General features: G+C 66.0%; 25 protein-coding genes. 6 read left to right on the top strand and 19 right to left on the bottom strand.

The annotated features are described in order from the left end of the window. Position 1: 1 nt before the first annotated feature. Genes ACW7G1_RS13880 through ACW7G1_RS13825 form a run of 12 tightly spaced genes read right to left on the bottom strand, consistent with a single transcriptional unit; the run spans position 2 to position 14,453 of the window. Positions 2–2,311: a hypothetical protein gene (locus ACW7G1_RS13880; protein WP_456980341.1), complete on the bottom strand. Its 2,310-nt coding sequence runs from the start codon at positions 2,309–2,311 to the stop codon at positions 2–4. A 14-nt stretch (positions 2,312–2,325) separates the two neighbouring features. Further along, positions 2,326–3,582 (bottom strand): type II secretion system F family protein, encoded by a 1,257-nt coding sequence (locus tag ACW7G1_RS13875; protein ID WP_456980340.1) that lies wholly within the window; start codon positions 3,580–3,582, stop codon positions 2,326–2,328. Continuing rightward, on the bottom strand, positions 3,579–5,294 hold the full coding sequence (locus ACW7G1_RS13870; protein WP_456980339.1) for a GspE/PulE family protein: 1,716 nt from the start codon (positions 5,292–5,294) through the stop codon (positions 3,579–3,581). Before ACW7G1_RS13870 ends, ACW7G1_RS13875 begins: the two co-directional genes overlap by 4 nt. Then, a complete protein-coding gene (locus tag ACW7G1_RS13865; RefSeq protein ID WP_456980338.1) occupies positions 5,281–6,825 on the bottom strand; it encodes an AAA family ATPase in 1,545 nt (514 codons plus the stop codon). Before ACW7G1_RS13865 ends, ACW7G1_RS13870 begins: the two co-directional genes overlap by 14 nt. Further along, the gene (locus tag ACW7G1_RS13860) at positions 6,822–7,739 is read right to left on the bottom strand and encodes a tetratricopeptide repeat protein (protein WP_456980337.1); all 918 of its coding nucleotides are present in this window, start codon (positions 7,737–7,739) and stop codon (positions 6,822–6,824) included. Before ACW7G1_RS13860 ends, ACW7G1_RS13865 begins: the two co-directional genes overlap by 4 nt. Before the next feature lie 5 nt (positions 7,740–7,744). Beyond that, positions 7,745–9,463 (bottom strand): pilus (MSHA type) biogenesis protein MshL, encoded by a 1,719-nt coding sequence (gene mshL / locus ACW7G1_RS13855; protein WP_456980336.1) that lies wholly within the window; start codon positions 9,461–9,463, stop codon positions 7,745–7,747. Between the two features lie 22 nt (positions 9,464–9,485). After that, on the bottom strand, positions 9,486–10,268 hold the full coding sequence (locus tag ACW7G1_RS13850) for a type II secretion system protein (protein ID WP_456980335.1): 783 nt from the start codon (positions 10,266–10,268) through the stop codon (positions 9,486–9,488). A 1-nt stretch (position 10,269) separates the two neighbouring features. Then, on the bottom strand, positions 10,270–10,923 hold the full coding sequence (locus tag ACW7G1_RS13845) for a hypothetical protein (RefSeq protein ID WP_456980334.1): 654 nt from the start codon (positions 10,921–10,923) through the stop codon (positions 10,270–10,272). Beyond that, complete coding sequence (locus ACW7G1_RS13840) at positions 10,920–11,429, bottom strand: hypothetical protein (protein WP_456980333.1); 510 nt, start codon at positions 11,427–11,429, stop codon at positions 10,920–10,922. Before ACW7G1_RS13840 ends, ACW7G1_RS13845 begins: the two co-directional genes overlap by 4 nt. Next, positions 11,426–13,117 (bottom strand): hypothetical protein, encoded by a 1,692-nt coding sequence (locus tag ACW7G1_RS13835; protein WP_456980332.1) that lies wholly within the window; start codon positions 13,115–13,117, stop codon positions 11,426–11,428. Before ACW7G1_RS13835 ends, ACW7G1_RS13840 begins: the two co-directional genes overlap by 4 nt. Further along, on the bottom strand, positions 13,114–13,644 hold the full coding sequence (locus ACW7G1_RS13830; RefSeq protein ID WP_456980331.1) for a hypothetical protein: 531 nt from the start codon (positions 13,642–13,644) through the stop codon (positions 13,114–13,116). Before ACW7G1_RS13830 ends, ACW7G1_RS13835 begins: the two co-directional genes overlap by 4 nt. An 11-nt stretch (positions 13,645–13,655) precedes the next feature. Next, complete coding sequence (locus ACW7G1_RS13825) at positions 13,656–14,453, bottom strand: type II secretion system protein (RefSeq protein WP_456980330.1); 798 nt, start codon at positions 14,451–14,453, stop codon at positions 13,656–13,658. A 261-nt stretch (positions 14,454–14,714) separates the two neighbouring features. On the opposite strand from ACW7G1_RS13825, the gene tkt reads away from it, so the two are divergent. The 3 genes from tkt to ACW7G1_RS13810 all read left to right on the top strand — a co-directional run bounded on the left by tkt (position 14,715) and on the right by ACW7G1_RS13810 (position 18,552). Continuing rightward, on the top strand, positions 14,715–16,703 hold the full coding sequence (gene tkt / locus ACW7G1_RS13820; RefSeq protein ID WP_456980329.1) for a transketolase: 1,989 nt from the start codon (positions 14,715–14,717) through the stop codon (positions 16,701–16,703). Positions 16,704–16,919: 216 nt separating this feature from the next. Further along, a complete protein-coding gene (locus ACW7G1_RS13815) occupies positions 16,920–17,291 on the top strand; it encodes a BlaI/MecI/CopY family transcriptional regulator (protein WP_456980328.1) in 372 nt (123 codons plus the stop codon). Continuing rightward, positions 17,278–18,552, top strand: coding sequence for a TonB family protein (locus ACW7G1_RS13810; RefSeq protein WP_456980327.1), 1,275 nt, complete (start codon positions 17,278–17,280; stop codon positions 18,550–18,552). Before ACW7G1_RS13815 ends, ACW7G1_RS13810 begins: the two co-directional genes overlap by 14 nt. Here ACW7G1_RS13810 and ACW7G1_RS13805 read toward each other — a convergent pair. From ACW7G1_RS13805 to ACW7G1_RS13795, 3 genes are all read right to left on the bottom strand, one after another. Further along, positions 18,547–19,425: an MBL fold metallo-hydrolase gene (locus ACW7G1_RS13805; RefSeq protein ID WP_456980326.1), complete on the bottom strand. Its 879-nt coding sequence runs from the start codon at positions 19,423–19,425 to the stop codon at positions 18,547–18,549. The two genes, ACW7G1_RS13810 and ACW7G1_RS13805, sit on opposite strands and share 6 nt — an antisense overlap. A 217-nt stretch (positions 19,426–19,642) precedes the next feature. Next, positions 19,643–19,810: a hypothetical protein gene (locus ACW7G1_RS13800; RefSeq protein ID WP_456980325.1), complete on the bottom strand. Its 168-nt coding sequence runs from the start codon at positions 19,808–19,810 to the stop codon at positions 19,643–19,645. A gap of 111 nt (positions 19,811–19,921) precedes the next feature. Next, positions 19,922–20,764: a S1/P1 nuclease gene (locus ACW7G1_RS13795; protein WP_456980324.1), complete on the bottom strand. Its 843-nt coding sequence runs from the start codon at positions 20,762–20,764 to the stop codon at positions 19,922–19,924. 187 nt (positions 20,765–20,951) lie between these two features. Between ACW7G1_RS13795 and gap the strand changes: the two genes are divergently transcribed. Beyond that, the gene (gap, locus tag ACW7G1_RS13790) at positions 20,952–21,953 is read left to right on the top strand and encodes a type I glyceraldehyde-3-phosphate dehydrogenase (protein ID WP_456980323.1); all 1,002 of its coding nucleotides are present in this window, start codon (positions 20,952–20,954) and stop codon (positions 21,951–21,953) included. A gap of 52 nt (positions 21,954–22,005) precedes the next feature. Here the strand turns inward: gap and fdxA are convergent, their stop codons facing one another. Next, positions 22,006–22,329 (bottom strand): ferredoxin FdxA, encoded by a 324-nt coding sequence (gene fdxA, locus ACW7G1_RS13785; RefSeq protein WP_456980322.1) that lies wholly within the window; start codon positions 22,327–22,329, stop codon positions 22,006–22,008. Positions 22,330–22,466: 137 nt separating this feature from the next. Between fdxA and azu the strand changes: the two genes are divergently transcribed. Continuing rightward, a complete protein-coding gene (gene azu / locus ACW7G1_RS13780; RefSeq protein WP_456980321.1) occupies positions 22,467–22,925 on the top strand; it encodes an azurin in 459 nt (152 codons plus the stop codon). A gap of 84 nt (positions 22,926–23,009) precedes the next feature. Beyond that, positions 23,010–23,414 carry a group III truncated hemoglobin gene (locus tag ACW7G1_RS13775; RefSeq protein WP_456980320.1) on the top strand — a complete coding sequence of 135 codons (405 nt, stop codon included), beginning with the start codon at positions 23,010–23,012 and terminating at the stop codon, positions 23,412–23,414. Between the two features lie 52 nt (positions 23,415–23,466). On the opposite strand, the gene ACW7G1_RS13770 is transcribed toward ACW7G1_RS13775, so the two are convergent. The 3 genes from ACW7G1_RS13770 to ACW7G1_RS13760 form a co-directional block, all read right to left on the bottom strand. After that, positions 23,467–23,901, bottom strand: coding sequence for a CopD family copper resistance protein (locus ACW7G1_RS13770; RefSeq protein WP_456980319.1), 435 nt, complete (start codon positions 23,899–23,901; stop codon positions 23,467–23,469). Positions 23,902–24,017: 116 nt separating this feature from the next. After that, complete coding sequence (locus ACW7G1_RS13765; RefSeq protein WP_456980318.1) at positions 24,018–24,566, bottom strand: cytochrome b; 549 nt, start codon at positions 24,564–24,566, stop codon at positions 24,018–24,020. After that, positions 24,563–25,681: a catalase family peroxidase gene (locus ACW7G1_RS13760; protein ID WP_456980317.1), complete on the bottom strand. Its 1,119-nt coding sequence runs from the start codon at positions 25,679–25,681 to the stop codon at positions 24,563–24,565. Before ACW7G1_RS13760 ends, ACW7G1_RS13765 begins: the two co-directional genes overlap by 4 nt. Positions 25,682–25,716 lie beyond the last annotated feature (35 nt).

Genomic DNA, 25,716 nt, shown 5'->3' with positions numbered 1-25,716 from the left:
TTCATGGGTTGCAGACCTCCGGTTGGACCGCGCCGGTGGCGCCCCTGCAGTTGGCCGTGCGCAGGATTTCGGTGACGCCCTCGACGATCTTGATCCCGCTGCTGCTTCCGCCCTCCGAATCCATGTTTTTCAGTGCCTCGCACTGTGCCTTGGCGGTCGCGTAAGCGCCCTGCTTGTCGGTCAGTTCCACCTCCTTCAGGCGCAGTGATTCGACCAGGTGCTTGCGCTGGTAGTAGGTCCTTGCATAGGTCTCGCGCTCATCGTCATCGTCCTGGAACGGGATGATCAGGATCTGACAACTGCTGGTGATCGCGCACCACCACGAATGGTTGTTGAGCGGCGGTTGCGTTCTTGCGCCGGCCTCGTGCGTAAGCTGGACATAAGTCGCGCGTACGACCTCGCTTTCCTCGGCAAGCTGGTCGTAGCGCTTCTGGTTCTCGCCGAGACATTGCATCTCGCCCTGTGCGTTCACGCCTGCATAGGCGGGGTCGCACTGTTGCAGTCCCTTCAGCGAGTTGCGATTGTTTTCGCAGCTCACCTTGAGCTGGAGTTCCGTTGGTGGGTAGTTGTCGCACTGAACCACCTTGACGGTGATCTCGACGATGGCCTGGTGCATGTAATCCAGTTCCGTCTTCGCGTCCTCGGCGGCTTGCGCCGCGATTTCCCAGGTGTAATGCGCGTCCTCGGCCTTGCGGATCGCCTCAAGCTTGGCGGCGAGCTCCCGTTTCCATCGTTTGATGATCCCGGGCTGGCTGTCCTCCCACGTCTTCAGAGCCGCGTTGTACGCGGTGTCGCCGTCCTCACCCTCCTCATAGCTGCCGCGACCGGGCTTGCCGTAGTTGTAGTCGAACAATTTCGCCCTGAAGTCGGCGTTCTCGAAGGACGTCAGGCTCTGGTCGGTGTCGTCGATTTCGGTCTGGATCTCGACCAGTTGCTCCTCGATCTCCTCGACCTGCTGCAACAGGCCTTCCTGGTAGATGCCGGGCGGGTCGATCGTGAAGCGCTTCTTCGTATCCGGATCGACATCCCACAACCGCCAACCGCCGTCCGCCGACAGGCAGGTCTGCTCGGTTACCTCGGCGATGCTGTTGGCGGGACTGCTGAGCGGTACGTCCGCCATCTGCTGCGCTTCGATCGTGACCCCGAGAGCGGCGCTGCTGAGCCCCAGTGCGATTGCCGCCAGCGCGGTGGCGCCGGCAGCCAGGCCGACGGCGATGCCGCCGGAGATCACCGCGCCGGTGTAAGGCGGGATCAGCGCGCAGCCGACCAGCACCACGCAGGTTCCGATCGCGGTCGCCAGCTGGGCAGACGCGGTGGCCAGGGTCGAGGCCGAATTGGAAACGCCGGCCGCGGCTAGCGCCACGTTGATGATCGCGAAGGCTTCCGAGACGCCGGCCATGATGACCGCCAGTTCGGTGTCCTCCTGGTTGCCCTCGTGCTGCTCGTCGACCTCGTCGCTGACGTCCACCGCCAGCGCCAGCATGTCCAGCGACGCCAGCACCAGCCCGTCCGGGGCGGTCGCGTTGGCGTAACCGCAGCCCAGCGTCTGCGCGAGCGCGTTGAAGTCGCGGACACGGACGCGGTCGTCGTAATCGCTGTCGGCGCCGCGTGCGGGCGACTCCATCGCGGCGGTGGACTGCTGGTTGCGACCGTCGAAACGTCCGCTGCTACCTGGTGTGCTGCCGGCGGCGCTGAGGCCGTAGGCGACATTGATGGCGGTGCCGTCGATATCGGTGGTTCGCGCGCGGTCGCCCTTGGTGGCGGTTGCCGTCTCGCGGGCCGCTTTGGCCAGCGCGGCGCACAGGTCGAGGCCGTTCACGGCGTCGAATTCGTGCTCGGATCCGTCCCATTTGTGCGGGTTGAACTGGTTGCTGGCGGTGGCCAGGTCGCTGCCGGGATCGCTGCCCCGGTAGACCATGTAGCGCAATGGCTGGCCGGGGCCAGCGCCGGTGGGATGCACGGCCTCCAGCGCCCGCACCGGCAGCCAGCCTTTCTGGTTGGGCCCCACGCAATCGGTGGCGTCGCTGGTGGGACTCGACACCGCACATGGCAACCGGGCATGTGTGGCGGCATAGGCAACCAGCGCCTGGTCGGCCCATTGCAGAGCCTGCTCCTGCGCCGCCACCTGTTGCGCCGGCTTGCGCGACTGCATTACCAGGAATCCGGCTGCCATGACGCTGCCGATCAGCAGCACCACCAGGGCGACTTCAAGAAGGCCGACGCCTCGCTGCCGGTAACGTGCGGCCGTGTGACCGTGTCGGCGCGAAGCGCTTGGGCCAGGGGGCTGGCGTGGACTGGGGAGCGATTGCATTGGGACCTCCGCGTTCAGAACTGGGGAGCGGACATGGCTTGCCGGACCAGGTCATAGACCGGCAGCAGCAGGGCGACGATCAACAGCACGAACATGCCGCCAGCAAGCAGCACGACCACCGGCTTGATGATCTCCGACAGGTTGGCGATCAGCCGTTGCAGTCGCAGGCTGTATTCGCCCGATAGCCGTGCGAGTTGTTTGTCGACGGTGCCGGTGTCTTCGCCGACCGAGATCATCCGTACCATCATCGGCGGGAAGCCGCCCACCTGGCGCATTGCCGAGGACACGCGGTCGCCGCGTTCCAGTACCTGGCGGATGGCGATCACGCGGTCGCGGTAGTACTCGTCGCGGATCGCGCGCTCCATGATCTGCAGGCTGCTGACCATGTCCACGCCGGCCTTGATCAGCAGCGAGAGGTATTCGGTCAGGAACGCCAGGCCGGCCGAGTTCATGATGGTCTTGGCGATCGGCAGCCGGTGCAGGGTGTAGTGCGTGCCGCGGCGGAATGCGCGACTGTAGCGCCAGCTCACCCACAACACGAAAGCGGTGACCACCAGGCCGATCAATATGCTGATGACGTTGGCGGTGAACCACTCGGAGAACGCGATCACGGCCACGGTAAGCGGCGGCAGCTTGGCGTTCATCTGCTTGAACAGGCCGGTGAGGTTGGGGATCACGTAGTAGATCCAGAATCCGCCGGCGGCGAAGATCGCCAGGAATACGAACGCGGGGTAGATCAGCGCCTGGGTGGTGTCGGCGGTCATCCGCGACACGCGCTCGACATGGTCCGCCGCCTCGCTGAGCATGTGGTCCATGCTGCCGGTCTCGTCACCGATCATGACCAGGTTGCGCACGGTCTCGGGAAAGGTGTCGGGGTAGCGTGCGAAGGCATCGCTCATCGATGCGCCGGCATCAAGCTCATCAAGCAGGTTGCGCGCCACCCGCGCGGCATTGGACGCGCGCCCGGTACCGGCTTCCTGCGAGACTGCGCGCAGCGCCTCCAACACCGGGATGCCGCTGCTGGTCATCACCGCCATGTCGCGCAACATGCCGGCCAGTTCCGGTGCGCGGATGCTGGGCCGAAACAGCTGCGACAGGCTGCGCTGGGTCTCGGCCAGCCATCCGGGCAGGCGATGCAGCAGGATTACGGTGGCATCGAAGTTCTTCTCCAGCCACATCCGCGCCGAGCTGTCCTGCTCCACGGCAAGCTGGGCGATCCCGGCCTTCACCCGGCCGTTGGACAGCAGCAGGCGGTAGTAATAGACATTCACGGCGCCGGTCCGTCGCCGACCACGCGCAGCACTTCGGCCGGGCTGGTCTGGCCAAGCATCACCCGCCGCTTGGCGATCTCGACCATGTCCTTGAAGCCGTTGGCGTGGGCCAGGGTGCGTACCGCCTCGCGGCCGGCGTCGTCGGCGATGGCGTTGGCGACCGCTTCGTCCAGATGCAGGATCTCGTAGACAGGCAGGCGACCGTAGTAGCCGGTGTTGCGGCAGCGGTCGCAACCCATGCCGCGTCGCCCGCAGGCGTCGGTCTGGTCGTCGTCGATACCGAGCCAGCGTCGCTCGGCCGCGTCGAATTCCACCGGCTCACTGCAGAACGGGCAGTTCTGCCGCACCAGTCGCTGGTTGACCACCGCCAGCAGGTTGTCGGCGATGACCTGCGCTTCCAGGCCGAGCGGGCGCAGGCGCGGGACCACGCCGAACACGCCGGAAACGTGCAAGGTGGACAGCACCAGATGGCCGGTTGCCGCGGCCTCGATCGCTGCCTGGGCGGTTTCGCCATCGCGCATCTCGCCCAGCAGAATGACGTCGGGATCGTGACGCAGGAAGTGACGCAGCGCCGAGCTGAATTCGTAACCGGCACGCCGGTTGACCTCGGTCTGGCAGGCGCCGGGTACGCGATACTCGATCGGGTCCTCCACCGTCAATACGTTGCGCTCGATCAGCGACTGCATCCGCAGCGCGGCGTGCAACGAGCTGCTTTTGCCGGAGCCGGTCGGGCCGGTGATCAGCAGCAGGCCGGCCGGCTTGGCGAACATCCGCTCCAGTGCCGCCACATCTTCGGGGAAAAATCCAAGCTCGGTCAGCCCTGACAGGTCGCTGTTTTCCGGCAACAACCGCATCACCATGCGCTCGCCCATCTCGCTGATCAGGGTCGACACGCGCACCGTCACGGGGGAATCAAGCACGTTGGCACGGAAGCTGCCGTCCTGGGGTCGACGTTGCTCGGAGATGTCCATCTCGGCGGCAAGCTTGATGAAGCCCAGCAGCCGGTGCAGCGACGATTGCATCGCCAGCATCGGCCTCAACACGCCGTCCACGCGAAACAGCACGTGGATGCTGCCCTCGGCCGGGGCGATGTGGATGTCGGTAGTGCGCTCGCGAATAGCCAAATGCAAGAGGTAATCGAGCAGTTTATCCGGGCTGTAGGCGTGATCGGCATCGGCGGTGATGCGCTTGATCTCGCGGTCCAGCAGGGATTCGATGGGGTTCTGGGCGAAGTAGTAGGTGTGCCGGATCAGCTGGCTGACCTTGGTGAACTCGCCTTGCATGAAGCGGCAGCGCAGGCCGCAACGCTGCAGCACCAGTTGTGCAACCGCATCGCTGTCGGCGTCGCCCAGAAGCACTTCCAGCGTGTTGTCGACCCGGCGCAGCGGCAGGAACGCACGCAGCAGGCACAGCTCGCGGTTGAACAGCGCCAGCACCTGGGGATCGGGCTCGGGCAGGGTCTCGACCTGGGCGAAGGTGATGCCCTGCAGCTCGGCCATCACGCGCACGATATCGCTCTCGTTGGCGAGGCCGTGCTTGATCAGAAGGCGCCCGAAGCGCTGTTGCTCGACTGCATGTTTCTGCAAGGCGTACTGCAGTTGCGCGGCGTTGAGCATGCCCCGCTCGAGCAGGATGGCACCGAGTCGGCTGACTTCGTCGGTCTTGGGCGCGCCGTTGGCAGCGGTTCGCGCAGGTAGTTCAACCGTTGCCATGCAGGCTCTCCGGGGATTCAACCGACAGCGTCGGCGGGGTGGGATTGGTGGTTGCCAGCTGCGGCAAGGCGGCCGCTGCTGGCGCGCCCTTGAGCAGCAGCAGGGTCAGTGGGTCGGGGCGGCCGGTCGCGACAAGACCATGGCGATGCTGGAAGCGGGCCAGGGCGTCGCGGGTGTGGGGGCCGAACAGTCCGTCGGCAAGCACGTCGTCTACCGGTGCGCCGTCGGCGGGCGCGCCATTGCCGCCGTCAGGCCTGGCTTCGTCGGCAAGCAAGGCGGCCTGCAACTTGCGCACGGACGGGCTGCGCTGGCCGGGCAGCAGTTCCTCGGCCGCCAGCCAGGGTTGCCAGGCCGCGACCCAGTGCCGCCCGCGTCGTTGCACGCAGACGTCATCGCGTGATTGCAATGCACCCAGATGGGTGTCCGGCACGGGTATCAGTTGCATCAGCGCGCCGTCCCCGGTGGTCGTCACTGACAAGCGGGCCATGCAGGCGGACAGGGTCTGCCCGGAAGACACGTACTCCGCGTCGGCGATGACAGCGGTCGCTGCTGTCGTGTTTTCGGCGTTGGTCGTGGTGCTGGCGACCGCCGGCGCCGTATCGCGGTGATAGACGAAGCCGGCCGCGGTGGCCAGTCCCGTCGCCGCCACCAGTGCGGCGGCGACGATCGGCCCGCGCAGGTGGCGACGCCGAACCGGCACGAAGCCGGCCTCGGCGCTGGCCAGGCGAATCAGGTCGGCATCAATCACCGGATTGCCGGTGGCGACAATGCCGTACAGGCAGCGGTCCATGATCAGGTGGATCCGGCGCGGGTTGCCGGCGCTGCTGCGATACAGCGCGGCGTGGGCGGCGGCCGTCACGCGGATGCGGCCGGCCGCACCGGCCAGTGACAGGCGGAACTCGACGTAGCGCGCGGTCTCGGTGACGTCGAGCGCGCTCATGCGGATGTGCTTGACGATGCGGCTGGTCAGCTGGCGGATCTCGTGGCGGCCGAGATGCTCGTCCAGCTCCGGTTGACCCGCCAGCACGATCTGCAGCAACTTCTCCTGCCCGCTTTCGAGATTGCTCAGCAGCCGCAGCAGTTCGAGGCTTTCGAGACTGAGGTTCTGGGCATCGTCGATGACCAGCACGCAGGTGGTGTCGGCCTGCCAGCGGCGCACCAGGAAGCTGTTGACCCGGTTGATATTGTCGGCAGCGTCACTGCCAGGTTCGATGCCGAAGTCGCGCAGGATCGCGGCCAGCAGGTCCGGCCCCTGCAGGAAGGTATTGAACACCAGCGAAGCCAGTGCCCCCTCGCGCACGACGGCATCCAGCAGGCGGCGCACGAAGGTGCTCTTGCCCATGCCGACTTCACCGGTCATCAACACGAAGCCCTTGCGCGCGAGCAGGCAGTGGGTTGCCTCGGCCAGCTCGCGCTCCAGTGCGACGGTGTGGAAGTAGCCGTCCGCGTCCGGCGTCGGTGGGAACGGTGAACGCGTCAGCCCGAGCTCGGACAGATACGTGATCTTGGAGGTGGCGATGGCCGCGTTCACCGCAACTGCGCCTCCACCAGGCCGATGGCTTGGTCGATCTCGCGCGAGTCGGTGCTGTTCGACCGTAGCCGTTGCAGGCGCTGGCGTGCACTGGCGGGCTCGCCCGTGCGCGCCTCCAGAATCGCCAAGTTGATGACCGCGGTCTGGTCGCCGGGCATGCGCGCCACGATACGGCGATACAGCGCCAAGGCGCCTGCAGTATCGCCGCTCTCATGCGCCAGCCACGCCTGCATGCGCAACAAGGTGAGGCTTTGCGGTGGCAACAGTCGGCTCAGCAAGGCGAGTTGCTCGGCACCGGCGACGAAGTCCTCGCTTTTGATTGAAGTGCCGAGCGCGGCAACTGCGCGCGCGACGGACTGTCCGTCCTCGGGCACCGTCGCCTCCGACGCATCGCGGATGCTGATGGCATCGACCAGCGGTCGCGGTTGTGGCTGTTTTTGTGGCGCAACCTGGTCCGCTGGTTGCGGTGTGAGTGTGGGTGCGGGTGCGGGTGTGGCCTGGGCGATGGGTGCTGCTGCGGGCGGCTGTGAATTCGCAGTGGTCCGGATGTCCGGGGCTGTGGCAGCGACGGGACTGACAACGGCCGGCTTGGCAACGACAGGAACAAGTGCTGTTTCGTTGGCTGCGACCGGTGTCAACGCAAAGGTGGTTGCGCGCGAATCATCCGCGTCGTTGGTGGGCGGTGGGACCGTCGGGATCGGGACCGTCGCCGTGGCCATTGCAGCGCCGGAATCGGCGGGCTGCGTCACTGCCGGGGGAAACCACCACCAGCCGCCCAACAGCACCATCACGGCGACCAGTGGCGGCGACCAGCGTTGGAGCAGGCGCCAGTTGTGACGTGGCGTTCCGTCGCGCACCGCCGTCCCGGCCGGGCTCGCGCCCGGGGTTTCCAACCGCTTCAGGGCGGCAAACATCAAACTCATATCACCGTGACCCGCAATACCATCACCAGTTCGCGGCTGTCGTGCGAGCGAGACTGGGCACCAAACAGGTTGCCCAGGCCAGGCACGTCGGACAGGCCCGGCACACCGTTATCGGTGTTCTGCGATTGCTGGTCGATCAGGCCGCCAAGCAACACGGTGTCGCCGTCGCTCAGACTCAAGGTGGTGGTCATGCCCTTGAAACTGATCACCGGCAATGTCACCGAGTTGCCGTTGCCGACATCGATCAGGTCCAGGCTGCCGGGCGCGACGTCGGTCTGCATCGGGTGAACCAGCAGCTCGACCGTGCCGTCTTTGTGGATCAGCGGCGCGACGCCAATCACCACGCCGGCGAACAAGGATTCGGTCTGGATGTCGGACGAGGTGTTGGTCGCACCGCCACCGGGGTTGCTGAAGCTGGTGGTCGACTTGCTGACGTAGCGGATGTTGCGGCCGACGCTGAGGTAGGCCGGCGTTCCGTTGCGCACGCGCACGCTTGGGTTGGACAACACCTTGACGTTGCCGAACTCGCGAAGCACGTTGACCGAAGCCGAGAATGTATCGCCGAGATAGCCGATCCCGGTGCCACGACCCAGGGCCGATCCGATGACCTGACGTGGGATGGTCAGGATCTTGTCGAGGGTGTTGTGCTTGCCGGCGGGGAAGTTCGGGTTGGTGATCGGGTCGCCATCCGCGTTCAACCCGTAGAACGGATCGGCCTGCAACGGCGAGTCGCCGTAGACACCGGCCACTCGGCCGCGCAGTTTGGTCCAGTCGACACCAAAGCGGAACTGGTCGTTGAGCTGCACGTCGATCAGCTGCGCCTCGATCAGCACCTGGCGGCCGAGCATGGCCTGGTTGCGCTCGATCAGCTCGGCCACTGCGCGCAGCTGCGAAGGCCGCGCGCGCACGAACAGCGAGCCGGTCAGCGGGTCCAGACTGTAGCGTGAGACCTCGCGCGGAGGCGCATCACCGGTGGTCTTGGCCGCAGTGTCTTCCTTGATGATCGCCTCGACCGACGCGGCGAGTTGCGTGTACGGGTCGTTCTGTTTGCCGACGGTGCCGTCCAGGATGAGCTTGCCGCGCAATGAGTTGCCACCGCCGGCGCCGCTGCTGCCGGCGCCGAACACGTCGCCGCCGGTGCTCATGTCCAGCGAGGTGGTGCTGTTGAGCATCTCTACGCTGAAGATCCGCTCGGCCATCGCACTGACCACCAGCGCGCCGCCGCGGGTCTCGCCGTGCAGGTCGAACGCGGTGAGAATGTGGTTGTAGACCTCGCGCGCGGTGACGTTCTTCAGGTACAGGCTGGCGCGCTGGTCACGTGCCAGCACGTCCGGATCGACGATCAGGTTCATGCCCAGCTGCTCGGCCAGTGCCCACAGCAGGCCGCCGACATTGGCCTCGCTCATGTTGATGGTGACGATGCGGTTCTCGAGCGGGTCGTAGTGCGGTGCCACCGGCGCCACGACGGGCGCCGGTTCACGCACGCGCTCGATATGGCGGCGCAGGCGGTCGTGTTCCGCCGACAGCTTGTGCGATTCCTCGCCAACTTTCGTACCCAGTTGTTCCAGGGCGACGTACTCGGTCGCCGGCAGGTCCTTGACGCTGCGTGGAACGGTGCTGCAGCCAACCAGCAGGGTGAATGCCAGTACCGTCGCCGGCGCCGCGAGGACGCGCAGGGCAGGACGTTTCGGCTGAAGCTTGAATGTGCGGTTCATGGAGTCGATTGCCTGTGGTCATCTAGCGGGTGTGGGTGGCCAGCCAGCCGAGCAGCGTGCTGGCGCTCTCGGCGACTACCACGTCGTCGTAGGTCGCATCCATCGCCCGGCCCGGGGCGGCGATGCAGGTGGCGTTGGCGGTGGCCATTGCGTGGTTGATGCCATCGAAGCCGGCGTCGGCACCGCCGCTGGCGTCGCGGTCGCTGACCGGTGCGATCAGGACAAACGCGGGGTTGGCGGCGATGTCGGTGCAGTTCTCCGGATCGCCGGGCGTGCCGGTCCCGGTCAGAAACGGGCGGGCAGTGGATGGCGCGAGCCGCGCGGTCGCGGCAAGCGTGTTGCGCAGGCGGCCGTTACCGTCCAGGTCGAGGCCGTCGCTGGCGCCGCCGACGGGTGCCACCAGATCCACTGCGGTTGTGCGGCTGACGGCATAGCGCATGCGTTCGGACGGGGCAGGCCGGGTAAGTCCAACGCTTTCATACGGCAGCCAGCCAACCTGGGCGCCCGGTGGACAGGTGCCGGCAAACCCTTCACGGCCGCCGTTGCCCGCGGCACTGAGATCGGGGCACGGCAGGCGCTTGTTCTTCAGCATGAACACGCGCACCGCCTGGCGGGCGACCTCGGCCTGGCCTTGGGCGAGTGCGCGGGCGCGGACCTCGGCGATGCTGAAGTAGGCCGTCGAGACCACCAGGCTGAGCGCACCGATGACGCTCACGGTGATGGCCAGCTCGACCAGGGTGAAGCCGCCCACGCGGTGTTCGCCGCTGCGACGGATGACTCGGCGATGGTGGTCACGGCGTGGCATTTCACGGCGTACTGGCAGGCTTGGCGGCGGGCGCGAGGGTGGGGAATGCGGGAATCACCTCGGTCGCACCGGGCGCACTCACGTCCTGACGCAACTGCGACTGCAGTTGACGAAACTGCGTCAACGTCGCCTCCAGCCGCTGCTGGCGCGCGGGGCCGCCCGGTTCGGCCATCACCTGTTGCAGCTCCTGCGCCAGCGCCTGCATCTTGATGCTGATCTCGAGGTTCTGGCGCACCGCGTCCAGGTTGATCTGCGAAGTGACCGCCGGGTCGTTCATTTTCTGCAGCGTGTCGAGCGCGTTGCGCAGGTGATCATTGGTCGCCTGCGAGCGCCGGCTGGTCTCGGTCATGATGCCGCGCATCGATTGTTGCAACTGGCGCATCTGCTCGGCGCGCTCCGGATCTTCCGCGGAGCGGGTGTCGGCCGGAGCACCGGTATCGCTGTCGGTGGACTGCGTCCGGGCCCAGGGCGGCGGCGCCTCGGCAGTGGTTGGCGTATCCACAGTCACAGCTGCGGCGGTGGTCGGGGTGGCCACCGGCATCACTGCGGCATCAGCGGGGGTGCGTGCCGCAAAGCCGCGCAAGGTCATCACCACGATCAAGCCGGCGACGATCACCACTACGGCGGTCAACGCAATGGCGCGTCGGTTGTTCATGGTTGTACCTGCGAGGATGCGGCGGCGAAGGGCCGGGGAAGCTGCAGCGTCTCGATGTCTCCGGCGGCGTTCTCGATACGCAACCAGTCAGCTCCGATGCTGCGCACGTGAGAGCCGTCATCGAGCTTCGTGCCGTCCCGCACCACGCGACCGTCGAGGATGGCGCGGCGCGAGCGCTCGGTGGAGATGATCAGCGATAGCCGGTTGCCGATCGGCACGGCCGTGCCGGCAGCGATCTCGCCATTGCTTCCCGCCACCGGCTCGGGGTCCGGGGCGACCAGTGGCCCCGCGACCGCGTGATCGGGCGCACTGTCCAGCAAGTCCAGGGCGGTCAGCATTGCGGTGTTGTGGTTGATGCTGCGCTGCAGTTGGACGATCTCGCCTGATTCGTTCCCGTCAGCAAAGTTGTTGGCGACGCTGGGCTTGGCGACGATCATCGCGCTGACCCAGGCCACCACGCACAGCCACAACGCCAGCGCCAGGCTCGCCGAGTATTTGAGCTTCACGATGGATCGCCTGCGGTTGCGCCGGTGGCGGACGCTTGTGGGTACTGGAGCTGATATGAAAACGAGCCGCCCGGTGATTGCGCGCGTCCACCGCTGACCTGCGGGTCTACCGCAGTCGCGGCGAATCCGGCGGCACGCAGCCGCTCGACGAAGCGCGCGACCTGCATGCCCTGCGGGTCGCTGTCGTGTTGCTTGACCATGCCGTCCACGCGCAGGCTGTCACTGCCGTCGGCCATGGTCGCCTTGTCCAGGCGCAACCGCAGGATACGCACGTCGTCGCCGGCCGCTTCGCGCACCGTCGCCAGACTGGCGTGGGGGTCCAGGGCTTGTTGCAACGCATCCGCACGTTCGAGAAACCTGAGCATCTGCGGGTAGGTGTCCGGTAGCGCCTGCTGCTGTCCCAGGGCCTTGATCTGGTTGTCGATTTCGGTGATCTGATCGTCCAGGCCGTGGGCGCGGGTGTTCGCGTCGTGTGCGGCCAGTGTCCAGCGTCCACCCAGGCCGCCGAGCGCGATGGCCAGCAGCAAGGAGGCGGCACTTGCCCATGGCAACAAGCGTTCGGCCAGGTACATCACCCGGCTGGCGGCTGGATTGACGGCGATCAACGTACTGGCACTGGCCGTCAGGCGAGCGACACCGCTGCGGTACATCACGCCGTCGGCATTGGTGACCAGTGCATGCGCGCCGAGGCGGACGGTGGTGCCACTGTTGGCGGAGAAGATCTCCAGCAACGCCTCGTCCGTCCAGCGGCCGCTGGCGATGCTGCCGCTCGCGCTCGCAGGCGCGGCGATGCGTGCGGCATCTCTCAGCTGCTCGGCCGAGGGAGCGACGTCGTCATCGCCAGCCTTGTTGTCGGTATCGGCATGGCCGTATTCGGGGTCGAGTTGGCCATCGAACGTCAGCGGTTGTTCGTGTTCGACATCCCCGTTGGCCTGGTCAGCCGCGCGCAGGGTCGGGTGATCGTCGTCGCCCGCGGTCGCCGCAGACCCGGGCAGGTGGTCGGCACGCGGCATGGATGCGGCAAACACGCCCGGCACGTTGTCGCTTTGCAGAGTGGCGGGGGTGGTGCCGGCATCGGGCGCGCGGGTCAGTACGCCAACCCATTCAACCGTCAAGGTCTCCAGTGCTTCGTCGTCGCCCGCCAGATCCCTGCCGGCGCGCTCTCCCAACGCTGCCACGGTCATCGCCAGATCGTCCTGCGAATCACTGAACGCGAGCGCCGAGGCATGCACGATACGGTTGCGTAGCGAAGCCAGGAACACGAACTGGCGGCCACTGTGCAGCACGATACCGCGGCCAGGCTTGAGTGAATGCCAGAGCAAGGCCACCGACGGCAGCAGCAGGCAGTGGTCGAGCTGTCCTTCAGCCCAGGCAAACAGTTGCTGCCAGCGGTCCAGCGGCACCGCGGTGAATAGTGCCTGGTAGCCGTTGCCGACGGTCTTGGTCTGGTGGATCAGGATCTTGCTTTCGTTGTCGATCAGGCCATCGGCGCGCAGCCGCTTCTCGATCAGTGCGGTCGCGTGCGAGGTGCTGCCCTCCAGGGCGGTGACCTGGCTGATCGCGCCATCGAAATCGGTGATCACGACGGTGGCGCGGTCGACCTTCGGGCGCGCGTCCAGGTGCGTGACCTGGTCGCCGTCGAATGACAGCCAGCGGCCGTCCTGGTGCAACAGGGTCAAGGCGCTCACGGCAGCTCCACGGCGGGCTCAAACATCTGGGTGCGGAACAGCAAGGTCCCGCGCAAGGTCATCAGCAGCGGTGGGCTGCGCTGTCCGGGCTCGTCAAACAGCCCTTCGTCGGCGTGGGTCACGGACAACTCGAATGCTTCCGCCCCGAACATCCGCGCATCGGTGCGGATCACGCCAGACAGCAGGCCGTTGACCTGTTCACGCGTCAACGGCGCCTGGCTGACGTTGATCAGTCGCTCGCCCCAGCCCTGGTCGACGAAACCATTGGCGGCGGCGCGGTCGACCAGTTGCCGGGCGCCGGTGGCGAGCTTCACTTGCAGCCGCGCCTGCTGCATGCGGTGATCGGCCGATGCCAGCGCCTGCTGGCGACTGCCGACCAGACTGTAGGCCTCGGCCAGGTTGCCGCGGGCACTTGTGAACCAGGCCGCGGCGATCACCAGCGCCCCCAGCGTCGCGGCAAACAGCAGCAATGATGCTTGCCGGGATTGACGCAGCCGGACGAGCAGGGCGGCAGGAGACGCTTTCATCGTGTGGCGCCTTACTGATTCATTTTGTAGTGGGCGACCAGGGTCAGCACCTGGTCTGCGTCGGTCGCGGTGTCAACGACTTCGTTGGTGCCGGTACCGTCGGTGATGCTGTTGGTGTTGTTGCCAAGCCAGATAACGCCTTCGTTGCCGTTGGTGGCCACGACGCCCTGCTGGCGGAATGCGCCGTTACGCGCATCGGGTGCACCGTCGATCGCCTGGTCCAGCGCGCGCGCCAGATCCGGCGTCAGGCCAGTGAGGACCATGATGTTGCCGGAGCCGGACGCGGTCGCGGGTGGGTTCCACTGGAAGCAGACCTGGATTTCCTGAGGGTTGCCGTTGGTGTCCAGGTAGACATAGCGATCCTCCATGCCTTCGCCGCGACCGGGTGGCAGCGTGATGCCGGCCTTCAGCATCAGGTCGCGCAGGATGAACTGCTGGCCGGTTTGCGTACCATTCGGAAGGGCGGGCACGGGAGCCGTTTCCCCGCAGATGGCGGCGGGCGGCGTGGCAGTGGACATGTTGCCGCCGGATATTCCGGAAAAGTTGGCGCCGTTGACCATCAACTGCGGTGCGGTCTGGCTGTCGCCGACCGGTGCGCCCAGCCGCTGCGAATAGGTGTTGTAGGAAACCACCCACTGGTCGACGAATTTCTGCTTGATGCGCGTGTATTCGGCATTGCGCTGGACGTCGCGGCCGATCATCACCGCGCCCAGGATCACGCCGATGATGACCAGCACGACCGCCATTTCCACCAAGGTAAAGCCGCCCTGGCCTGCCTTGCGGCCGCCGGCTGTGTGTCGTACTTGCATGAGTTTTCCCCTGGAGCTTGATGAGGCTGGCTCGCAACAACGGCAAATCCGTGTTCAGCGGCGCAGCGCGGCGAACCTTAAGGCGGGGGTGTAAGAGCTGCGTAAGAGAGACGTGCGACACGCTCTGGAAGAGCGAGAAGTCCGATTTCCCCGCCGCTGCTGATGGCCCCGGTTTGGCCGCACGCGCGGACTCGGCGACAATTGGCGCCCGCCGCCCGGGGTTGTCCGGTCGAGCCGAGCCTTTCCCTTCTTGGATCCGCCATGCCCACGCCCAGCCGCCGCGACCTCGCCAATGCCATCCGCTTCCTCGCCATCGACGCCGTGCAGGCGGCCAACTCCGGCCACCCCGGCATGCCGATGGGCATGGCCGACATCGCCGAGGTGCTGTGGAACGACTACCTGAGCCACAACCCGGCCAACCCTGGCTGGTTCAATCGCGACCGCTTCATCCTGTCCAATGGCCACGGCTCGATGCTGCAGTACGCGCTGCTGCATCTGTCCGGCTATGACCTGTCGATCGAGGACCTGAAGAACTTCCGCCAGTTGGACTCGAAGACCCCCGGCCACCCGGAGAACTTCATGACCCCGGGCGTAGAGACCACCACCGGTCCGCTCGGCCAGGGTCTCGCCAACGCGGTTGGCATGGCGCTGGCGGAGAAACTGCTGGCGCAGCGCTTCAACCGTCCCGAGCAGGCGATCGTCGACCACCGCACCTGGGTGTTCATGGGCGATGGCTGTCTGATGGAAGGCATCTCGCACGAGGCGGCGTCGTTGGCCGGCACCTGGGGCTTGAACAAGCTGGTCGCGTTCTGGGACGACAACCACATCAGCATCGACGGCGACACTGCCGGCTGGTTCACCGACGACACCCCGGCACGGTTCGAGGCCTATGGCTGGAACGTGGTCCGTGATATCGACGGTCACGACGCGGACGCGATCAAGCGCGGCATCGATACGGCGCTGTTGAGCAGCGACAAGCCAACCTTGATTTGCTGCCGGACCACGATCGGCCATGGCTCACCGGCCAAGGCCGGCAAGGCCTCCAGCCACGGCGCGCCACTGGGCACCGATGAAATCGCCGCCACCCGCGCGGCGCTGGACTGGGAGCACGAGGCGTTCCATATCGCGCCGGAGATCTACGACGGCTGGCGCGTGGGTCAGGTCGGCACGTTTCGCGAGGATCAGTGGAACGAGGCCTTCGACAAATACGCGGCGCGTTTCCCGGCCGAGGCCGACGAGTTGATCCGTCGCTCGCACGCCGAGTTGCCGGCCGACTTTGCCGCCGCTGCCGACGCCTATATCGCCAAGCTGCAGGCCGACGGCCCGGTGATCGCCTCGCGCAAGGCCTCGCAGAACGCGATCGAAGCGTTTGCGCCGCACCTGCCGGAGCTGGTTGGCGGTTCGGCCGACCTGGCCGGATCCAACCTGACCCTGTGGAGCGGCAGCAAGTCGGTCACCACCGACGCGCGCGACGCCAACTACATCTATTACGGCGTGCGCGAGTTCGCGATGACCGCGATCAGCAACGGCCTGACCCTGCACGGTGGCTTCATTCCGTATGACGCGACCTTCCTGGTGTTCAGCGACTACGCCCGCAACGCGGTGCGAATGAGCGCACTGATGGGCGCACGCGCGATCCACGTCTACACCCACGACTCGATCGGCCTGGGCGAGGACGGCCCGACCCACCAGCCGATCGAGCACGTCGCCAGCCTGCGCTATATCCCGAACAACGATGTCTGGCGCCCTTGCGACGCGGTCGAGTCGGCGGTGTCGTGGAAGGCCGCGATCGAGCGTGCGGATGGCCCGAGCTGCCTGGTGTTCTCGCGCCAGAACCTCGACCACCAGCCGCGCGACGCCGCCCAGGTCGCCGATATCGCCCGCGGCGGTTACGTGCTCAAGGACGGTGGTCCGAACCCGGACGTGATCCTGATCGCGACCGGCTCGGAAGTCGGCCTGGCGATGCAGGCCGCCGCGCAGCTGGGCGACAAGGTGCGCGTGGTGTCGATGCCCTCGACCGACGTGTTCGACCGCCAGGACGCGGCGTATCGCGAATCGGTGCTGCCCAGGGCCTGCCGCAAGCGGGTGGCGATCGAGGCCGGTGTCAGCGACTTCTGGGGCAAGTACGTCGGCCTGGACGGCGCGGTGATCGGCATCGACACCTTCGGCGCCAGTGCGCCGGCGGAAAAGCTGTTTCCGCACTTTGGCTTCACCGTCGAGCATGTGGTCAAGGCGGCGCGCTCGCTGTAAGGCACATCCCACGGAGCCGCCAGGGCAATTGCACGCGGCCTGCTCGGCAGCGGCGTACGCGGTCGCCGTCGCGATGTTCGCGGATGGGCAGGTCCGTGCACGGCCTCAAGGTGGGGGCATGGTCATCGGTTGCGAGGCCTGGGCGAGAGGGTGGATCGGTAGCTTGACATTCGCGTTTACATACGTAATCTGTCAATAAGATTACAGGCGTAAACAATGCAGATCAGCGAAGCCGAATCGGTCGTGATGGACGTGCTCTGGCGGCAGCAGCCGCTGGCGGCCGAGGACGTGGTTGTCGCCTTGGCCGACGCGCAGGAATGGCAGGAAGCGACCATCAAGACCCTGCTCAACCGCCTGCTCAACAAGGGTGCGATCGCCGCCGAGAAGGACGGACGTCGCTATCTGTACACGCCGGTGCTCAAGCGCGAGGACTGGCTGATCGACGAAAGCGAGAGCCTGCTTGACCGGTTGTTTGGTGGCCGGGTCGCGCCGCTGGTGGCGCACTTCAGTGAGCACCGCAAGCTCAGTCCCAAGGACGTCGCCGAGCTGCGCAAACTGCTCGAGGAGATCGACGATGGAAGCCCCTGAGATGTTCCGCGCGCTGGTCGAGACCACGGTCGCGTCGAGCGCGGCGATCGTGCTGGTGATGCTGCTGCGTCACGGGTTACGGGGCCGGTTCGGTACGGCGACCGCCTATGCGGCCTGGTCGCTGGTTCCGGTCGCCGTGCTGGCGGTGTTGTTGCCATCAGCGGCGGTGGCTCCGGCAGCTGGCGCGATGGGACTGGCCTTGGGTGACACGGTGCCGCAGGCGGTTGTCATTGGAATTCTGGCGACGGTCGACACCGCAGCCGTACTGGTGCCGGTCTGGTGGCTGGGCGTGCTGGCGATGGCGCTGCGTTTTTTCCTCCAGCAACGCCGGTTCCGGCGCGCGCTGGGTCCGTTGCGCCAGCGCACCGATGGCCTGCATCAGGCCGGTACCAGCGTTGGCCTGCCTGCCGTGCTGGGTGCGTGGCGACCGCAGATCGTGGTGCCGGCCGATTTCGATCAACGCTACAGCCCCGAGCAGCGCGTGCTGATGCAGGCGCATGAAGCCAGCCATATCCGTCGCGGCGACCTGTACCTGAATACTGTCGTTGCCGCGCTGCGCTGCGTGTACTGGTTCAACCCGTTGGTGCACATCGCGGCCCGGCATTTCCGTCATGACCAGGAGCTGGCTTGCGACCAGCGCGTGATCGCTCGCCATCCGAAGTCGCGTCGCGCGTACGGCGAGGCAATGCTCAAGACCCAGCTGGCTTCACAGCCCCTGCCGCTGGGATGCCACTGGGGCTACAGCCATCCACTCACGGAGAGAATCGCCATGCTCAAGCAACCCACCCCCACGGTTTCGCGCTGGTTGGCCGGCAGCACCGTCGTCGCCGCCTTGAGTTTGCTGGTCGGCTACAGCGCATGGGCGGCACAGCCGCCAAAGGTCGAGTCAAATCAGGGAGTCGTCAGCATTGGAGAGATGGCGCGGCCGTCTTATCCGGCCGAAGCGGCCACTCAAGGCATCGGCGGCAAAGTGAATCTGGTGATCAACGTGGACGCGCAGGGGCTTCCGGCAGATATCCAGGTTGAGTCGGCCGAGCCGGCCGGTGTGTTCGATCAGGCCGCGGTGGACGCAGCGCGCAACTGGCGGTTCGAGCCAAAGATCGAAAACGGCAAGCCGGTTGCGAGCCGCATCCGGGTACCGGTGGAGTTTGATCCTGACCGGCCTGCGCCGCCCGCGGCGGCGGCACCTCCAGCGCGTCCCGTGCCACCTACCGCACCGCCCGCACCGCCGATGCCTCCCGTCGCAGGCGAAGGCTCATAACCCTTCCGCTGGCGGCTCCACCTGCAGCGGTATGCACAGGTAACGGTGACCGTCGGCTCCGGCCGGCGGCAGCCGGCCACCGCGGAGGTTCACCTGCAGCGAGGGGTACAGCAGGTTGGGCGCGGGCAGGCCGGCATCGCGCGTGCTGCGCGCGGCGCGGAAGACTTTCAGCGTTGTGTCGCCGGCAAGCATCCGGTTGTCGCGGCGGGACTCGCCGACACTGACGCTGGCGCGGCGCTCGCGCCCGGTCGGTGGGTAGTCGTGGCACAGCCACAACGTGGTCTCATCGGGCAGTGCATAGAGGCGCTGTATGGAGGCATACAACTGCTCGACGCCGCCGCCGGGGAAGTCGCAGCGGGCGGTGCCAAGGTCAGGGGCAAACAGCGTGTCGCCGATGAACACGTTGTCGCCGATCCGGTAGCTCAACCCATCGGCCGTGTGCCCGGGCGTCGCCAACACCTCGATGCGCAACTGGCCCGCATGGATGACATCGCCATCGGCCAGCAGTTGATCGAACGCGTGGACGACGGCGTCGTCGTCGGTGGCGAGTCGGAAGATGGCGGCGAAATACGCCTGCACCGAGCGGATCCCGGCGCCGATCGCCACTGTCGCCGAAGTTCGCGCCCGCAGGAAGGCGGCCGCACTCAGGTGGTCGGCGTGGGCGTGGGTTTCCAGGATCCGATGCACCTGCAGGCCGTGCGCCGCGATGTGCTCGAGCAAGGCGCTGGCGCTGCCGGTAGCCACCCGGCCGGAGCGGTGGTCGTAGTCGAGCACCGGGTCGATCACCACCGCATCGACGCCCTGGCTGACGACGTAGCTCCAGGTGCCGGTTGGCTCATGGAAGAAGGGCTGGATGAGCAGGTCGGTGGTCATCAGATTGCTCCCGACTGCGGAGGGTTCGCGGCACGATGAGGCCGTGCAGGGTGTTGATGATGCGTCCGGTGGCGCTATCGGCAAGTGAATACTGGATGTCCTGCATCCCGGTTGCCAATATGGTGCTGGTCTTGCTTTCGAGATGCGGCCACGTTCGGACGTCACGAGTTGCGCATGCCCGCAGCCGGATCCGTTTTCCCGTTGCGGCGCGCGGTGATTACGGCTCGCCGAGCGCCTGATTCAACAGCGCCGCAAGGTTGGCGCCGCCCAGGCGCAATTGCGCTTCCGCCACCGGCCGCCACGCCTGCACGTAGATGAGGCCGTGCAGGGTGTTGATGATGCGTCCGGTGGCGCTATCGGCAAGTGAATACTGGATGTCCTGCATCCCGGTTGCCAATATGGTGCTGGTCTTGCTTTCGAGATGCGGCCACGTTCGGACGTCACGAGTTGCGCATGCCCGCAGCCGGATCCGTTTTCCCGTTGCGGCGCGCGGTGATTACGGCTCGCCGAGCGCCTGATTCAACAGCGCCGCAAGGTTGGCGCCGCCCAGGCGCAATTGCGCTTCCGCCACCGGCCGCCACGCCTGCACGTAGTCGCCGTTGATCTTGGCGCGCGGCGGATAGAAGTCTGGCTGGCGCACGATCGCGCAGGAGTTCTCCGCCCATGCGCCGGCGCCATCGGCGATCGACATGGAGTGTCCCGGGGACCCGTGTCGCGGCTCCGCCGCCGGTGCCGGCAACTCCCGCAGACGTTCCAGATACCGCGCGGTGTTAAGCCCCCGCGTATTGAGCAGCCCGCTGTCCCAGAGCCGATGCAGATTGCTGCCCTTGCCGTACAGATTGACCTGGAATTTGTTGCCGCCCAGGTCGTGGGCGTAGCCGGCATGGGCGGGCTGATGGATGTCGCCGACAAAATGGACGACGAACTTCAGTGCCTGCCGTCGGGCGTCCATCGGCTGGTCACGATCGGCCAGGATCGCGGTCTGGGCGCGGATGGCCTCGACCACGCAGTCGCCGCCGGGGCAATCACGCGCGGCATCGTAATGGCAGTCGTTCTCGGCGAGGTTGACGTAGTGCCAACGCGCGCTGCGCTTGCCCAGGTCGGGGTCGCGCTCGCGCAACTCGTCGGCCCAACTGGCGATACCGGCCAGGTCCTGGCCCGGGTCGTCGGCCAGCAGTCGCTCGACCTCATTGCGCGCCTGCGGTGTCAGTGCATCGTTGGCCAGTGACGCGACCAGTTGATGGCCGCGCGGGCCCCAGGCCGAAGCGTCGAAGGAGGCGAGCAGGCCGCAGGTGGCCAACGCCAAAGTCAGGGAAATACCGCATACGGATCGATTCATGCCGACAAGGGTAGCGGAGCAGGATCGCTGCCGTCTTGCGCGACATGAGGTGATGCGTCCCGGCGCGTCGTTCACGTCAAGGGGTCGGTTGGCAGGGCGGATGGCGCGATGGCTCAAGCCTGTCGTGGCCGGGAATAGGCTAAAATGAGGGGCTTTTCCCTTACACATGCCCGTCAGGAGCCCTGCAATGGCGATCAAGGTTGGTATCAACGGTTTTGGCCGCATCGGACGCAATGTCTTTCGTTCGGCCGTACAGAATTTCGGCAATGACATCGAAGTGGTTGCCATCAACGATCTGCTGGAGCCGGACTACCTGGCCTACATGCTGCAATACGACTCCGTCCACGGCCGCTTTGACGGTGACGTCAAAGTCGAGGGCGAGCATATCGTCGTCAACGGCAAGAAGATCCGCCTGACCCAGGAGCGCGACCCGGCCAACCTGAAGTGGGGCGAGGTCGATGTCGATGTGGTGATCGAATCCACCGGCCTGTTCCTGACCAAGGAAGCCGCGCAGAAGCACCTCGATGCCGGCGCCAAGAAGGTGATCCTGTCGGCGCCGTCCAAGGACGACACGCCGATGTTCGTCTTTGGCGTCAACGACAAGAAATACGCCGGCGAGGCGATCATCTCGAACGCCAGCTGCACCACCAACTGCCTGGCTCCGGTGGCCAAGGTGCTCAACGACAAGTGGGGCATCAAGCGCGGCCTGATGACCACCGTGCACGCCGCCACCGCGAGCCAGAAGGTCGTCGACGGTCCGTCCAACAAGGACTGGCGCGGCGGTCGTGGCATTCTGGAGAACATCATCCCGTCCTCCACCGGCGCGGCCAAGGCCGTCGGCGTGGTGATCCCGGAGCTCAACAAGAAGCTCACCGGCATGAGCTTCCGCGTGCCGACTTCGGACGTGTCGGTGGTCGACCTGACCGTCGAGCTGGAGAAGCCGGCGACCTACGCGGAGATCTGCGCGGAGATGAAGGCGCAGTCCGAAGGCCCGCTGAAGGGCATCCTGGGCTACACCACCGACAAGGTCGTGGCGACCGACTTCCGTGGCGACACCCGCACCTCGATCTTCGACGCCGATGCCGGCATTGCGATGGACGATACCTTCGTCAAGCTGGTCGCCTGGTACGACAACGAGTGGGGCTACTCCAACAAGTGCCTGGAGATGGTCAAGGTCGTGGCGAAATAATCGCCATTGTCGCACACAAAAAACCGGGCCTGATCGCCCGGTTTTTTTTTGCTCAGCGCTTCAACAACGGCAACTTGTCCGGCACACCGTCCCATTTTTCCGCGTCTTCCAGCGCCGGGATCTTGCGGTCGATCACCGGCCACAGCGGAGTCAGCTCGGCGTTGATCGCCAGGAACTTCTCCTGCCCGGCGGGGACATCGTCTTCCGGGTAGATCGCGCCGACCGGGCATTCGTCCACGCACAAGGTGCAGTCGATGCACTCGTCGGGATCGATGACCAGGAAGTTGGGGCCTTCGTGGAAACAGTCGACCGGACACACCTCGACGCAATCGGTGTGTTTGCAGTTGATGCAGTTTTCGGTAACGACGTGGGTCATGGAGGGTCCACCTTGACGGTTTCCGGCATTGCCATTGTCTCGCGGTTTGATTCATCGTGGCCCTGACATGGATCAAGGCGGGCTTGCCCAGGCGCCGGGACAATAGCGCCAACACCCCACTACATGGAGTCAGAAAAATGATCCGCAAGTTGACAGCCGTCGCCGTACTCGGTCTTGCCGGCACCTTTGCCCTGCCCGCGATGGCAGCCGATTGCGCGGCTACGGTCGAAAGCACCGACGCGATGCAGTTCACCACCAAGAGCCTGCAGGTGCCGGCAACCTGCAAGGAGTTCAAGGTTACCCTGAAGCACACCGGGCAGCTGCCCAAGATGGTGATGGGGCACAACTTCGTGCTCGGCAAGACCGCTGACGTCAATGGCATCAATGCCGACGGCATGAAGGCCGGAGCGGACGCCAACTATGTCAAGGCCGGCGATACCCGCGTGATTGCGGCCAGCAAACTGATTGGCGGTGGCGAATCGACCACGGTCACCATCCCGGTGGCGAAACTGAAGGCGGGCGAGGACTACACCTACTTCTGCTCGTTCCCCGGCCACGTCGCGATGATGAAGGGCAGCTTGACTCTGGCCAAGTAAGCCTCCATCTGGAGAAGGGTGGCCATCGTGGTCGCCCTTCTTTCGTTTTCGCGGCCCGTCGTCGCGAGCTCCTGCCGGTATCCCATGACACGCAATTCCACCGAACTCACCGAACAGCAACTGGCGGCCCTGGTCGACCGGTTTTACGACAAGATCCAGGTCCATCCCACTCTGGGCCCGGTATTCAACGCCGCCGTGGACGACTGGCCGGAGCACAAGCGCCTGCTGACCTCGTTCTGGTCGTCGGTCGCGCTGGGCGCGGGAACCTATCGCGGCAACCCGATGGCCAAGCACCGCGGCCACTCGATCCATGCCGAGCACTTCGAGGACTGGCTCGCACTGTGGCGCGAGACCGCCGACGAAGTGCTGGACGCCGAGCACGCGGAGAAAGTGCACGACTACGCCCAGCGCATCGGCCGTAGCCTGCGTTACGGTCTGGGCCTGAACGACGGCGGCCGCTCCCTCGGCCTGCCCATCGTAGGCGGCTGATCCCGCGTAGGGCGCATTAACAATGCGCCGAAGCCAACGCGTCGAACGGAACTCAATAAAACATCAACTTCGCAAGCGCCACGATCCCCACCATCAATACCAGAATGGCGCGGTGTGTATGGCGAAACCTGCACGGGTTCATGCCGCCGTGCATCCCGGCGCGAATGGCACCGATGAACACCGCCAGCACCAGGAAGGCCAGCGTCACCTTGGCCAGCAGCAGCCAGCCAAAACGCGAGCCCACACAGGTGAATCCGTCACAGCGGATGTCAAACAGGGCAAACCCACTCAGAAACAGCGCGCCGACCACCCACGGCATGAACCGCCGCGCCCGCGCCATCACCGCCTGCTCGATGCGACGCATCAGCGCCGGCTCAAACTGGCCGTGCAGCGACTCCAATACCAGCACTTCGAACGCAACCGCACCAATGAAGATGATCGCGCATGACAGGTGCAGCAGCAGGATCAAGGGGTACCAGCTGGCCACGCGCGCTCCTGGATGCCGGACAAGACATCAGCATGCGCTTGCCGATGACCGCGATGCGTTGATCTGGATCAACCCGAAGGCCGTCGATGAGGTGCAGGACACAACTGGCCAATGATTCAGCTGGCGCCGGTGTCGCGAGGCCCCTTGGCCATCGCCGGGAATACGCCGTCGCGGTACACCCAGGCGTGCATCAGGGCGGCCGAGACATGCAGCAGTATCGTGGCGAACAGCAGGTAGCCGAGCCAGCTGTGCGCGAAGCGCAGGGCCGCGTAGAGCGCCGTATTTTGCGGTGCGATGGGCGGTAGTACGAACGATTCCGATAGCTGGACCGGAAACCCGCCTGCCGACAACATGGCCCAGCCGATCAGCGGCATGGCCAGCATCATTCCGTAGAGCAGCCAGTGGGACGCGCGCGCAGCGGCTTTCTGCCAGCGTGGAAGCGTCGATGGCAAGGCGACCGCGGGGCTCCGCAGGCGGTTGCGCAGCCGGAGTATGGCCAACATCAGGATGGCGATGCCCAAGGGGCGGTGCAGGTCGATCAACCACGGCCGGGCCGATACCGAAGTCACCATGCCCACGCCGATGAACAGCATCGACAGGATCATCGCGGCCATCAGCCAGTGCAGCCAGCGCGCGGTAGCGTTGAAATGCAGGGGTGCGCTCATGGTGTACGTTCCTGTCCGGTGGCGGCGGTGTCGCCCAGCGCGATCTCGCGTTGGCGGCGGTTGAAGGATTGCGAGTAGGCCGCCGAGCGCGCGGCGAGGATCGGGTCGTCCGATGCGGCGACGCCCGGCGGCAGGATCAATGGATCGAAGTTGACGTCGCGGCATTCGCCGCTGGCCTGCGGCTCGGCATGCACCAGGCTCAGCGTGCCCGCCACCACCTGCGTACGCGTATTGGGCCAGGGGCGGGTGGGGTCATTGACCGGGTCGTCGGCGTTCGCGATGGTCACCACCATGTCCCAGTACAACGGGGCCCGGACCAACCGTGCCTGCAGGTCGCGGGCAAGGAAGTCGACGTCGGCCTGTTGGCGCTCGGCCGTTGCCAGCGCGCGAAACGGCGCGCGCGGCCGCATCGACCACCGCACGAACCGGACAGCGCCGCCGGCGTCAATGAAGCGGAATGCGTTGACGCTGTTGTATTGCGTGTTCGCCCAGCTATCGGACCACGGCGCGTGTTTCGCCCATTGCTGGAACTTCCTGGCTTGTGGGTGGCCGGCGAGGAACGCTTCCATTGCTGCGGGATCCGGCTTGCCGGTTGCAGGATCGGGGCGTTTGGCCAGGACCTGCTGCTGGAACTGCTCCGGGGTGGATACGGCGAAGAAGGGGAAGCTGTTCATGGCCATGCGCCATTGCGCTTCATCGGGGCCGCCAAACTGGAGCGCCATGCTGCGTACGCGCGCGGTGTTGTCGGCGCCATGCGGATTGCCCCCGCCGATCGAGAATCGCCCGATGAAATGAATCGGCGCGCCCGAGAACACTGGTGTAGTGGACAGTGTGCGTGCCTGCTCAGTGGCCTGGAACGTGCCACTGATACAGACGCCCTTGGCGTGATTTCGCCGAAAGCCTGGATGCCTCGGGCCGTTGGCTTCCATGGCACCGACGATGCGCTGCGCGGTGAGTCGATCGCCGCCCAGCCATCCGGCCGTCCATGCGAAGGCGCCTGCGGCACCGAAGGCAATGGCACCGATGCCAGCCAGGGCCAGCAGCCGCCGCCGGCCGGTTCGCGCCGGAGGTTCGAAAGGGGGCCGCGGGTCGTTGGAAGGCTCGGGTAGCGTCATGGGATGCTCGAATGGAGGGGGCAACCCGTAAGACG

This window comes from Lysobacter sp. A378 (assembly GCF_054052125.1).
This window is presented reverse-complemented; position numbering and strand designations above follow the sequence as displayed.